The sequence below is a fragment of the Cellulomonas sp. 73-92 genome, assembly GCF_001898175.1.
GTDB lineage: Bacteria > Actinomycetota > Actinomycetes > Actinomycetales > Cellulomonadaceae > Cellulomonas.
Window position 1 is genome coordinate 17,901 of sequence record NZ_MKTH01000006.1, and the last position, 11,525, is coordinate 29,425.

The 11,525-nt window shown below is 74.9% G+C and carries 13 protein-coding genes; 9 read left to right on the plus strand and 4 right to left on the minus strand.

Annotated features, from left to right (window positions below; translation table 11 throughout):
• Positions 1 to 4 precede the first annotated feature (4 nt).
• The 4 genes from BGO37_RS02755 to BGO37_RS02770 all read left to right on the plus strand — a co-directional run bounded on the left by BGO37_RS02755 (position 5) and on the right by BGO37_RS02770 (position 2,921).
• Positions 5 to 895 (plus strand): DNA-formamidopyrimidine glycosylase family protein, encoded by an 891-nt coding sequence (locus tag BGO37_RS02755; protein WP_291752041.1) that lies wholly within the window; start codon positions 5 to 7, stop codon positions 893 to 895.
• A 69-nt stretch (positions 896 to 964) separates the two neighbouring features.
• Complete coding sequence (locus BGO37_RS02760; RefSeq protein ID WP_291752042.1) at positions 965 to 1,351, plus strand: YciI family protein; 387 nt, start codon at positions 965 to 967, stop codon at positions 1,349 to 1,351.
• Positions 1,348 to 2,346 (plus strand): DUF6596 domain-containing protein, encoded by a 999-nt coding sequence (locus tag BGO37_RS02765; protein ID WP_291752044.1) that lies wholly within the window; start codon positions 1,348 to 1,350, stop codon positions 2,344 to 2,346. Before BGO37_RS02760 ends, BGO37_RS02765 begins: the two co-directional genes overlap by 4 nt.
• Positions 2,347 to 2,468: 122 nt before the next feature.
• Positions 2,469 to 2,921 carry a VOC family protein gene (locus BGO37_RS02770; protein ID WP_291752048.1) on the plus strand — a complete coding sequence of 151 codons (453 nt, stop codon included), beginning with the start codon at positions 2,469 to 2,471 and terminating at the stop codon, positions 2,919 to 2,921.
• Between the two features lie 87 nt (positions 2,922 to 3,008).
• Here the strand turns inward: BGO37_RS02770 and BGO37_RS02775 are convergent, their stop codons facing one another.
• From BGO37_RS02775 to BGO37_RS02785, 3 genes are read right to left on the minus strand one after another with little or no spacing between them, the layout of a single operon-like run.
• Positions 3,009 to 3,893, minus strand: a complete 885-nt coding sequence (locus BGO37_RS02775; protein WP_291752050.1) for a DUF4081 domain-containing GNAT family N-acetyltransferase — start codon at positions 3,891 to 3,893, stop codon at positions 3,009 to 3,011.
• 55 nt (positions 3,894 to 3,948) lie between these two features.
• Positions 3,949 to 5,079 carry a flavodoxin-dependent (E)-4-hydroxy-3-methylbut-2-enyl-diphosphate synthase gene (ispG, locus tag BGO37_RS02780; protein WP_291752287.1) on the minus strand — a complete coding sequence of 377 codons (1,131 nt, stop codon included), beginning with the start codon at positions 5,077 to 5,079 and terminating at the stop codon, positions 3,949 to 3,951.
• Between the two features lie 37 nt (positions 5,080 to 5,116).
• Positions 5,117 to 6,427: an RIP metalloprotease gene (locus BGO37_RS02785; protein WP_291752052.1), complete on the minus strand. Its 1,311-nt coding sequence runs from the start codon at positions 6,425 to 6,427 to the stop codon at positions 5,117 to 5,119.
• 100 nt (positions 6,428 to 6,527) lie between these two features.
• Here BGO37_RS02785 and BGO37_RS02790 point away from each other — a divergent pair, with 100 nt between their 5' ends.
• The 5 genes from BGO37_RS02790 to BGO37_RS02810 all read left to right on the plus strand — a co-directional run bounded on the left by BGO37_RS02790 (position 6,528) and on the right by BGO37_RS02810 (position 10,357).
• Positions 6,528 to 7,163: a pyridoxamine 5'-phosphate oxidase family protein gene (locus tag BGO37_RS02790; protein ID WP_291752054.1), complete on the plus strand. Its 636-nt coding sequence runs from the start codon at positions 6,528 to 6,530 to the stop codon at positions 7,161 to 7,163.
• 243 nt (positions 7,164 to 7,406) lie between these two features.
• On the plus strand, positions 7,407 to 7,883 hold the full coding sequence (locus tag BGO37_RS02795; RefSeq protein WP_291752057.1) for an Lrp/AsnC family transcriptional regulator: 477 nt from the start codon (positions 7,407 to 7,409) through the stop codon (positions 7,881 to 7,883).
• On the plus strand, positions 7,880 to 9,277 hold the full coding sequence (locus tag BGO37_RS02800; protein ID WP_291752058.1) for an FAD-binding oxidoreductase: 1,398 nt from the start codon (positions 7,880 to 7,882) through the stop codon (positions 9,275 to 9,277). The genes BGO37_RS02795 and BGO37_RS02800 overlap by 4 nt, the downstream gene beginning before the upstream one ends.
• Before the next feature lie 39 nt (positions 9,278 to 9,316).
• Complete coding sequence (locus BGO37_RS02805; RefSeq protein ID WP_291752059.1) at positions 9,317 to 9,676, plus strand: DUF1801 domain-containing protein; 360 nt, start codon at positions 9,317 to 9,319, stop codon at positions 9,674 to 9,676.
• Between the two features lie 90 nt (positions 9,677 to 9,766).
• Positions 9,767 to 10,357, plus strand: coding sequence for a dihydrofolate reductase family protein (locus BGO37_RS02810; protein ID WP_291752060.1), 591 nt, complete (start codon positions 9,767 to 9,769; stop codon positions 10,355 to 10,357).
• Positions 10,358 to 10,365: 8 nt separating this feature from the next.
• Here BGO37_RS02810 and dxr read toward each other — a convergent pair whose 3' ends face one another.
• Positions 10,366 to 11,523, minus strand: a complete 1,158-nt coding sequence (dxr, locus tag BGO37_RS02815; RefSeq protein ID WP_291752062.1) for a 1-deoxy-D-xylulose-5-phosphate reductoisomerase — start codon at positions 11,521 to 11,523, stop codon at positions 10,366 to 10,368.
• Positions 11,524 to 11,525: the final 2 nt, after the last annotated feature.

The window sequence follows — 11,525 nt, forward strand, 5'->3', positions numbered from 1 at the left end:
GCCCGTGCCGGAGCTCCCGGAGGTGGAGGCGCTCGCCCAGTACCTGCGCGGGCGGGCGGTCGACGACGTCATCACGGGCGCCGAGCTGGGCGACCTGGCGGCGCTGAAGACGTTCGATCCCCCGCTCTCGGCGCTCGTCGGCGCGGTCGTCGCCGACGCGCAGCGGCACGGCAAGTGGCTCGACCTGACCTGCGCGCGGCCCGACGGCGAGGCGGTCCACCTCGTCTGGCACCTGTCGCGGGCGGGCTGGCTGCGGTGGTCGGACGCCCTGCCCGCGACGACAATCCGGCCGGGGAGGTCCCCGATCGCGCTCCGCGTGCGGCTCGACGACGGATCGGGTTTCGACCTCACCGAGGCCGGGACCCGCAAGCGCCTCGCGGTCCACGTGGTCACCGACCCCGCGCTCGTCCCGCAGATCGCCACGCTGGGCGTCGAGCCGCTCTCCGACGCGTTCACGGCCGACCGGCTCGGCGCGCTGCTGGCGGAGCGGAACCAGCAGGTCAAGGGGCTGCTGCGCGACCAGGGCACCATCGCCGGCATCGGCAACGCCTACTCCGACGAGATCCTCTTCGTCGCGCGGACGAGCCCGTTCCGGCTGACCGGCAGCTACGGGCCCGACGAGGTCACGGCGCTGCACGGGACGATCCGAGCGGTGCTCGGCCAGGCCGTCGAGGCCGCGGCGGGCAAGCCGGCCGCCGAGCTCAAGGACTCCAAGCGCCGCTCGATGCGCGTCCACGGCCGCACCGGCGAGCCCTGCCCCGGCTGGGACGGCGTGCCGTGCGGCGACACCGTCCACGAGGTGAGCTTTGCCGACTCCGCGCTGCAGTACTGCCCCACCTGCCAGACCGGCGGCAAGCCGCTCGCGGACCGGCGGATGTCCCGGTTGCTGCGCTGACCGTGTCGATCCGGGGGCACCCCGATCGTCATGGGGGCGTCAGGATCGACCACCCGAGAGGACACGACCATGCGCTACACGCTGCTTCTCCACTACCCCGAGCCCACGGCCGCCGACCTCGGCCCCGAGGCGCTCGAGCAGGGCATGCGCGCCTTCCAGGCGTACGCCCGGGCGCTCGACGACGCCGGCGTGCTGGCCAGCGCCGAGGTGCTGGCGGCCTCGCAGCTGACGACGACCGTCAGCCGCGCCGACGGTGAGCTCGTGGTCCAGGACGGGCCGTTCGCCGACACCAAGGAACGGCTCGGCGGCACCTTCGTCATCGACGTGCCGGACCTCGACGCCGCGATCGACTGGGCCGCCCAGGCGCCGTCCGTGGCGTGGGGCCACGTCGAGATCCGCCCCACCGCCACGCGGTACGTCGACGGCGCCTGGCAGGGCACGCAGCCGGTGCGATGACCGACGGCTTCGCCGCCGCCGAGCGCGCGGCGCGCTCGTCGTACGGACGCCTGCTGGCCCTGCTCGCGTCCTCGACCCGGGACCTCGCCCGGGCCGAGGACGCGCTAGCCGACGCGTTCGAGCGCGCCCTGCGCACGTGGCCGGCGGCCGGCGTGCCCCACAACCCGGAGGGCTGGCTGATGACCGTGGCGCGCAACCGGCTGCGCGACCTGCTGACCTCGGCGGCCGTCCGGACGTCGGCCGAGCTCTCCGACGACCTCTGGGTGGCCCTCGAGGAGCCGGAGCCCGACGCCATCCCCGACCGCCGCCTGGAGCTGCTCTTCGCGTGCGCCCACCCGGCGATCGAGCCCGCGGCGCGCACGCCGCTCATGCTGCAGGTGGTGCTCGGCTTCGACGCCGCGCGCATCGCCCGGGCGTTCGCGGTGGAGCCGGCGGCGATGGCGCAGCGCCTGGTGCGGGCCAAGCGCCGGATCCGGGACGCCGGCATCCCGTTCCGGGTGCCGACGCGGGCCGACATGCCGTCCCGGCTGCCCGCCGTGCTCGAGGCGGTCTACGGCGCCTACGCCATCGACTGGCTGGACCAGCACGACCGGATCCGCGACTCGGTCGCCGACGAGGCGCGGTGGCTCGCCGTGCTCACCGCGAGCCTGCTGGGCACCGAGCCCGAGGCGTGGGGCCTGGCTGCGCTGCTGACGTTCGCCCAGTCACGCGCCCCGGCCCGCACCGGCGACCCGTGGCCCGGGCTCGACGAGCAGGACACCGGGCTGTGGGACCGGGCGCTCATCGCCGAGGGAGAGGCGCTGCTGCGGCGGGCCCACGCCCTGGGGGCGCCGCTCGGTAGGTTCCAGCTCGAGGCGGCGATCCAGTCGGTCCACTGCGACCGGGCCCGGACCGGCGTGCTCGACCGCGACGCGCTGGTCGACCTCTACCGCGGGCTGGTCGCGATCGCCCCCACCGCGGGCGCGCTGGCGGCCCTGGCCACCCTGGGAGGCTAGAAGCGCGCCGTGGCGTGCGTCCCGAGCTCGCCCGGCCGGGGAGCGCCCGCGCGGGGCTCGCCGTAGCATCGCCGCAGGACCTCTTCGTCGTCCGGCCCCGCTCTCCACCACGGAGGTGACAGATGGCCGAGACCTCTCTGCCGCCCGACGACATCCTGCTGGCCCACTTCATCGTCTCCGACGACGTCGAGCGTTCTCGACGCTTCTACACCGAGGTGCTCGGCGGCACGGTGGCCTTCCTGGGCCCCGGCGGGCTGACCTACGTCCGGCTCTCCAACACCTGGATCATCATCAACGTCGGCGGAGGTCCGACCGACGACAAGCCCGGTGTCACCCTGCAGGTGCCCGCCGATCCCGACCGGGTCAGCAGCTTCCTCAACATCCGCGTGAAGGACATCGAGAAGGTCTACGCGGAGTGGAGCGCGCGGGGCGCGCAGTTCCTGACACCGCCGAAGCGTCACCAGTACGAGATCCGCTGCTACGTCCGCGATCCCGACGGCCACCTCATCGAGGTGGGGCAGACCACGGACCCCGAGGGCGACTGGGTACCCGACCGCTGGCCGTCGCACTCCTGACGTCCCGAGCCGCGGACGTGACAGCCCGTCCCGGGAGGGCATCGGCGAACGTCCGTCCTGGCGCTGGCCCGGCCGTCCGGCGTGCGGCTAGAAGAGCACGGTGGCGTACGTGCCGACCTGGCGGAAGCCGACCGCCCGGTAGGACGCCAGGGCCCGCGTGTTGTACGCGTTGGCGTACAGCGAGACGACCGGGGCGATCTCGGCCCGCGCCACCTGCACGACGGCGGCCATCCCGACCTCGGAGAGGCGCTGCCCGCGCCGCTCGGGCGCCACCCACACGCCCTGCACCTGCCCGACGCCGAGGGCCACCGCGGCGACCTCGGCCTTGAACACCACGCGCCCGTCCTCGACGCGCACGAACGAGCGGCCCTGGCCGATGAGCGAGCGCACGCGCGCCTCGTAGTAGCCGCCCGAGCCCAGCGGGGAGTAGCCGACCTCCTCGGTGAACATCGCCACGCACGCCGGGAGCACCGCGCCGAGCTCGTCGGGGCGCGACCGGCGCACCGACGGGTCGGGGTCGAGGAGCGGCGGCCCGTCGATGACCATCGACGGCTGGTCGTCCCGCACATCGCGGGCCGGCGGCCACGCGCCGCGCAGCCGCTCCCAGAGGTCCAGCACGTCCTCGCGCGGGCCGACGATCGAGGAGCAGCGGCGGCCGCGCGTGGCGCCGAGGTCGGCGAGCGCGTCGAGCGCCCGACGCCGCGTCGCGGCGTCCAGCCCCGGCATGATCGGCACGAGGTTCGCCCCGACCCAGCACGCGGCGACGATCTCGCCGTCCTCGCTGTAGCCCCAGATCTCACCGCCGGCGGCGCGCAGCCCCGAGGCGATGGCGTGCTCGAGGCGGACCGACGCGAGCACGGTGCCGACCGGGTCGGCGCGGCACAGCTGCAGGACGCGCTCCACGTGCATCTCGCCGAGCACGAGGGCGCCCGTGTGCCGGGCGTCGAGCACCGCGCCACGCCGCACGTCCATGCGGCGATTGTGCCTCAGCCCGGTGTGGGCGCCTACGGGAAACCTCCCGGCGTGCCTAGCCGACCGTGACGGTCGGCGCCCCGGACTCGTCGGAGTCCATCGTCTCGGCGATCCGCATGGCCTCGTCGATCAGCGTCTCGACGATCTGGGACTCCGGCACGACCTTGACGACCTGGCCCTTGACGAAGATCTGGCCCTTGCCGTTGCCCGAGGCGACGCCGAGGTCGGCCTCGCGCGCCTCGCCGGGACCGTTGACGACGCATCCCATGACGGCCACGCGCAGCGGCACCGTCAGCCCCTCGAGGCCGGCGGTGACGCGCTCGGCCAGGGAGTACACATCCACCTGCGCGCGCCCGCACGAGGGGCACGAGACGATCTCCAGCTTGCGCGGTCGCAGGTTGAGCGACTGGAGGATCTGGATGCCGACCTTGACCTCCTCGACGGGAGGCGCCGACAGGGACACCCTGATCGTGTCGCCGATGCCCTGGCTGAGGAGCGCGCCGAACGCGGTCGCCGACTTGATGGTGCCCTGGAACGCGGGACCGGCCTCGGTGACGCCGAGGTGCAGCGGCCAGTCGCCCCGCTCGGACAGCATCTCGTAGGCCCGCACCATGACCACCGGGTCGTGGTGCTTCACCGAGATCTTGAACTCGTGGAAGTCGTGCTCCTCGAACAGCGACGCCTCCCAGACGGCCGACTCGACGAGCGCCTCCGGCGTGGCCGAGCCGTACTTCTCGAGCAGGCGAGGGTCGAGCGAGCCGGCGTTGACGCCGATCCGCAGGGACACGCCGGCGTCCTTGGCCGCCTGGGCGATCTGTCTGACCTGGTCGTCGAACTTGCGGATGTTGCCCGGGTTGACGCGGACGGCCGCGCAGCCGGCGTCGATCGCGGCGAACACGTACTTCGGCTGGAAGTGGATGTCCGCGATGACGGGGATCTGGCTCTTGCGGGCGATCGCGGGCAGCGCGTCGGCGTCGTCCTGGCTCGGCACGGCCACGCGCACGATGTCGCAGCCCGCGGCCGTCAGCTCGGCGATCTGCTGGAGCGTGGCGTTGATGTCGGCGGTGAGGGTCGTCGTCATCGACTGCACGCTGATGGGGGCGTCGCCGCCGACCTCCACCTTGCCGACGCGGATCTTGCGGGTCGGCTTGCGGACCGCGAGCACGGGCGCAGGTGTGGCGGGCATACCTAGGTTGATGGCTGGCACGGCTCCATCATCCCATTCAGCCGATGGAGACCGGGTTGACGATGTCCGCCCAGATGAGCATGACGCCGAGCGCGCCCAGGATCGCGAACACCGTGTAGGCCAGCGGGACGAGCCGAGCGGTGTCGGCCACGCGCGGCTTCGGCAGCCGGCGCAGGCGCGCCGCCTGGCGCTTCAGCCCCTCCCACAGCGCCGCCGCCACGTGCCCGCCGTCCAGCGGCGGCAGCGGGATGAGGTTGAAGACGAAGAGCGACAGGTTGAGCGCGGCGAGCATCTCGAGCAGGCCCGCGGCCTTGAGGCCCCAGCCGACCGGCGCCGTGGCGATGTCGCCGGAGAACCGGCCGACGCCGACGATGCCGACGATGCTCGACGCGCCGCGCGGCTGGCCGGTGATCGTCTCGTGGAGCACCTGGTAGGCCTGGACCGGCAGCGTCGCGACCACCTTCATCGTCGCCCACGTGCGGTCGCCGACCAGCCCGGGGATGGAGGTGATCGAGGCCCGCTGCGTCGCCTCGGCGGAGGTCACCCCGAGGAACCCGGCCTGCGTCGTCTGCGGCGTGCCGTCGGCCCTGGTCACCGGGTTGCCGCTGGCGTCGAGCACCGGGCGCTGGGTGATCGCCGGCGTCACCTGCAGCGTCACCTGCTGCCCGCCGCGCTCGACGAGCATGGGCACCGTCCGGCCGCCGGCCGCGCGGATGAGCGTCGTCAGCTGGTCCCAGGACGTGATCGCCGTGCCGCCGAAGGAGACGATCCGGTCTCCCGGCTGGACGCCGGCCGCCGCGCCCGGCCCCTTCGGGTCCGTGGCGGTGCACTGGCCGCCGGTCGCGCCCGCCGCGGGCACGCAGGCGGAGACGGACTCCACCGTGGTCGTCGGGGCGGGGATGCCGATCCCGACGTAGGCGATCGCGAGCAGCACGGCCGCGATGACCAGGTTCATCACCGGGCCGCCGAGCATGACGACGAGCTTCTTCGGCGTGCTCAGCCGGTAGAAGGCGCGCTCCTCCTCACCGGCGGGGATCTCCTCGGCGCTCGCCTCCCGGGCGTCGGCCGCCAGGCGGATCGCCCAGCCGCCGTCGGCAGGCGGGTCGCCAACGGCACGGGCCGGCGGGTACATGCCCGCCAGGCGCACGTAGCCGCCCAGCGGGATCGCCTTGAGCCCGTACTCGGTCTCGCCGCGCGTGCGCGACCACACCGTCGGCCCGAACCCGATCATGTACTGGCCCACGCGGACGCCGAACTTCTTGGCCGGCACCATGTGCCCCAGCTCGTGCAGCCCGATCGACGCCAGCAGCACGACGACGAGGATCAGCACCCCGACGAGGTAGGCCATCGCCCCTCCCGATGCGCGCGGCACCGCACCGCGACACCCCATTGTCCGTCACCGCGCTGGGAGCGCGCTGAGACGCCGGCCACCGCGTAGCCTCCGCGCCATGCCCGACCTCGAGCCCAGCCGCCACCCGGAGCGCGCGGTCCACGACCGCGCCGCCCTGGACGCCCTCCTCGACCGCGGGCGCGTCGCGCACGTCGCGCTGTCGACGCAGGACGGGCCGCTGGTGCTGCCGACGGCCTACGCGCGGCTGCGCGACAGGCTCGTCGTGCACGGCTCGCCGAGGTCACGCTGGCTCGCGCAGGTGGCGGCCGGTGCGCCGGTGTGCGTCGCGGTGAGCGAGGTGTCGGCGATCGTCGTCGGCCGGTCGGCGCCGGCGGTGTCGATGCGCTACGCCAGCGCCACGCTCTTCGGCGCCTTCGCACCGCTGCCCGACGACGAGAAGGCGGACGCCCTCGCCGCGCTCGCCGACCGGCTGACGCCCGGCGGCGCCGCGCGGCTGCGCCCGGCCACCGAACGGGACGTCGCGCGCACGCTCGTGCTCGCGCTGCCGATCGACACCTGGTCGCTCAAGGTGGCCGACGGGTGGCCGTACGACGCGGCCGACCCCTCCGCCGAGGGCTGGGCAGGGGTGGTGCCCCTGCGGACGACGTGGGGCGAGCCGCTGACCGCGCCCAGTCTCAGGCCGCCCGCGGGCGTGCCCGACGAGGTCCGCTCGCTCGTCGGGCGCGACGCCTGACCCCCCACGGTGCGGGCGGGCGACGCCGTGCGGACCGCCCTGCCGGCGGCCCGTATCCTTCTCGATCGTGCCGGTGACCCGGCCGGGCCCCACCGCTCCCCCCGTGATCGGTGCCGGACCTGCGCCTCGGCCAACGCGATCCGGGCGGGCCGGCCCATGAATGCCATGGAAACGGAAGCGACAGCCGCCAAACGCAACTGATTCGCTTGCTCGCGACGCCCGGGATGCGGCACGATGCTGGCCATGGCGCGCCGTCCGGGACCTCCCTCTCACGTCCAGCTGGACGAGGTCTCGCGAGCCATCATCGACCAGCTCAAGCAGGACGGGCGACGGTCCTACGCCGCCATCGGCAAGGCCATCGGGCTCTCGGAGGCCGCCGTCCGGCAGCGGGTGCAGCGGCTGACCGACAGCGGCCTGGTGCAGATCGTCGCGCTCACCGACCCCCTCCAGGTCGGGCTGACGCGGCAGGCGATGGTGGCGCTGCGCGCCGACGGGGACCTCGCCGCGCTCGCGGCGACGCTCGCCGACCTGCCCGAGGTCGACTACGTCGTCGTCACCGCCGGCTCGTTCGACGTGCTCGTCGAGGTGGCGTGCGAGAACGACGACCACCTGCTGCGCCTGCTCAACGGCAGCATCCGGACCCTGCCCGGGGTGCGCGAGACCGAGACCTTCGTCTACCTCGGCGCGCACAAGCGGTCGTCGCACCGGGTCAGCGTGTGACCTCCGGCGCGGACGCGACGGGCGCCCGCCACCTGTCCCTCTGGTGGGACCAGGTCGCGTCCCAGGCTCCCGACGAGCTCCTCGAGCGGCCGCCCCTGGACGGCGACACCACCGCCGACGTCGTCGTCGTCGGCGCCGGGCTGACCGGCCTGTGGACCGCCTACTACCTGCACGAGGCCGACCCCTCGCTCGACGTGCTGGTCGTCGAGCAGGAGGTCGCCGGGTTCGGCGCGTCCGGGCGCAACGGCGGGTGGTGCTCGGCGCGGCTCCCCCAGTCGCCCGAGGCGCTGGCACGCCGCCACGGCCGGGACGCCGCCCTGGCGCTCCGCGCGGCGATGCGCGACACCGTGGTGGAGGTGGGCGGCGTCGCGCGCGCCGAGGGCATCGAGTGCGGGTTCGCGTACGGCGGGACGGTCACCCTCGCGCGGAACGTCGCCCAGCTCGAGCGCGTCCGTGCCGAGGCGGCCGGCGCCGGGCAGTGGGGCGACGAGGAGCACCCGCTCGACGCCGAGGGCGTCGCGGCGCACGTGCGGGCCTCGGGGGTGCTCGGCGGGTCCTGGACGCCCGACTGCGCCCGTGTCCAGCCGGTCGCCCTCACCCGCGGGCTCGCGCGCGTCGTCGAGGGCCGCGGGGTGCGGATCGCGGAGCGCACCCGGGTGCTGCGCCTCTCCCCGCGCGCCGTCGTCACCGACCGGGGGACGGCCCGGTCGCGCTGGATCGTCCGGGCGACGGAGGCGTGGACGGCGCAGCTGCCCGGCTCCCGGCGCGAGATCGCACCGGTGTACTCGCTGATGATCGCCACCGAGCCGCTGCCCGCCGAGGTCTGGGCCCAGGTGGGGCTGGAGCGGGCCGAGACCTTCACCGACGGCCGCCACCTCACCATCTACGGCGCACGGACGCCCGACGACCGGCTGGTCCTCGGCGGCCGCGGCGCCCGGTACCACGCCGGCTCGTCGATCTCTCCGTCGTTCGACCGTGCCACGCGCGGCCACGAGCGGCTGCGCCGCACGCTCGTCGAGCTGTTCCCGGCGGTGGCGGGCGCCGCGATCACCCACCGCTGGGGCGGTGCCCTCGGCGTGCCACGCGACTGGCACGCGTCCGTCGGGCTGGACGCCGCCACCGGGATCGGCTGGGCCGGTGGCTACGTGGGCGACGGGGTCGCCGCGGCCAACCTCGCCGGGCGCACCCTGGCCGACCTCGTCACGGGTGCCGACACGCCCCTCGCGCGCCTGCCGTGGGTCGGGCACCGGTCCCCCCACTGGGAGCCGGAGCCGGTTCGCTGGGCGGAGATCGCCGCGACGGCGCGGGCGACGGCCCTCGCGGACCGCGAGGAGCGCCGCACCGGCCGGTCGAGCCGCGTCGCGGCGCTCGTCGCGCCGCTGCTAGGGCGCTGACACCTCGCGCGAGCGCCGGCGGGGCGTCAGGATCGGCGCATGGGCGAGGTCACGGACTACGTCGGGAGCCTGGACGGCGCCGAGCGCGCCGCGGTGGCGCGGGTGATCGAGCGGGCGCGCCGGCTGGTGCCGGACGCGCAGGAGGGCCGCAGCTACGGCATGCCGGCGCTGCGCCACCGCGGTCGGCCGCTCGTCGCCGTCGTGGCGACGCGGTCCCACCTCGCGCTCTACCCGTTCAGCTCGGCCGTCATCGACGCCCTGTCCGGCGAGCTGGCGGCGTTCTCGCCGTCGAAGGGCACCATCCGGTTCCAGCCGACGACGCCGCTGCCCGACGACCTCGTCGACCGGATCGTCCTCGCGCGCCGCGACGAGATCGACGTGAGCCTGGCGCGCCGCTGATCCCCGTGGGCGCCACCGGCCCGCCCGGTGGCGCCCACCGGTCGGCTGGGTCACGGTGGACCCACTCGACCGCCTCCGGAGGGATGACCCATGGGCCGCTTCGTGTACTGGATGAACGTGTCGCTCGACCTGCGGATCGAGGCGACCGCCGGCGAGAACGGCGGTGGCAGCTGGCTGCGGATCGGCGAGGCGCTGCACCGCGAGTTCAACGCGCGGGCGCGGGCGCTGTCGCTCGGCGTCGAGGGGCGCGTGATCTACGAGGTGATGGAGCGGTACTGGCCCGCGGCGCGGCACGACGAGTCCCTGTCCGACGTGCTGCGCGAGTACGGCGAGATCTGGACCGACATGCCGAAGGTGCTCGTCTCGCGGACGCGGCGCAGCGCCGACCACCACACCCGCGTCGTGGGCGGCGACGACGCGATCGCGCAGCTCGCGGCGCTCCGCGCCTCCACCGAGGGTGACATCGGCGTCGGCGGTGCGAACCTGGCCACCCAGCTGCTGGAGGCGCACCTGCTCGACGAGCTGATGCTGTTCACCCACCCCGTCGTGCTCGGTGCCGGCCGGCCGCTCTTCGACCGGTTGGCCGAGCCGCTGCAGCTCGACCTCCTCGAGCAGGCGACGTACGAGGACGACGTCACGCTGCACCGGTACGCCGTGCGGGGCGCCCAGCCCATGGGCTGAGCCGCCGGCTACCGCCGGGCGAGCAGCTCGTCGGCCCGCGTGCGGGCCCACCGCTCGGCGGCGAGCACCGCGTCCAGGTCGGCGCCGCTCGCCACGTGCTCGTCGAGCACGCGCTCGACCGTCCCGACGATGTCGAGGAAGCCGATGCGCCCGGCGAGGAACGCCCCGACCGCCTGCTCGTTCGCCGCGTTGTACACGGCCGGGTGCGTCGGCGACGCCGCCAGCGCCGCACGGGCGAGCCGGACCGCGCCGAACGCCTCCTCGTCGAGCGGCTGGAAGGTCCAGGACGCCGGCGCCGTCCAGTCGCACGCCGGCACCACCGGGTCGAGCCGGTCCGGCCACGCCAGCCCGAGCGCGATCGGCAGCCGCATGTCGGGCGGCGAGGCCTGCGCGATCGTCGAGCCGTCGACGAACTCGACCATCGAGTGCACCACCGACTGCGGGTGCACCACCACGACGATGTCGTCCGCCGGCACGTCGAACAGCAGGTGCGCCTCGATGAGCTCGAGGCCCTTGTTGACCATGGTCGCGGAGTTGATCGTCACGACCGGCCCCATCGACCACGTCGGGTGGGCGAGGGCCTGCGCCGGCGTCGCGGCCTTCCGCTCGTCGAGCGTGCTGCCCCGGAACGGGCCGCCGCTCGCGGTCAGCACCAGGCGGCGCACCTCGGCGTGCGTGCCGGACCGCAGCGCCTGCGCGATCGCCGAGTGCTCCGAGTCGACCGGCACGATCTGGTCCGGCCGCCGCCGCGCGGCGCGGACGAGGTCACCGCCGACGACGAGGGACTCCTTGTTCGCCAGCGCGAGCGTCGAGCCGGCGGCCAGCGCCGCCAGCGTCGGCCGCAGCCCGACCGACCCGGTGATGCCGTTGAGGACGACGTCCGCGCCGATGTCGGCGAGCTCGCTCGCCGCGTCCGGCCCCGCGAGCACGCGGGCCGACGAACCGGCGTCCGCCAGGGCGTCGCGCACCCGCGCCGCCGCCGCCACGTCGGACACCGCGACCGTCGCCGCACCGAACGCCAGGGCCTGGCGCACCACGAGGTCGACCTGGCCGCCCCCCGCCGCCAGCCCGACCACGTCGAACCGCTCCGGGTGGCGCGCCACGACGTCGAGCGCCTGCGTGCCGATCGAGCCGGTCGACCCGAGGAGCACCACCGACCGGGTCATGA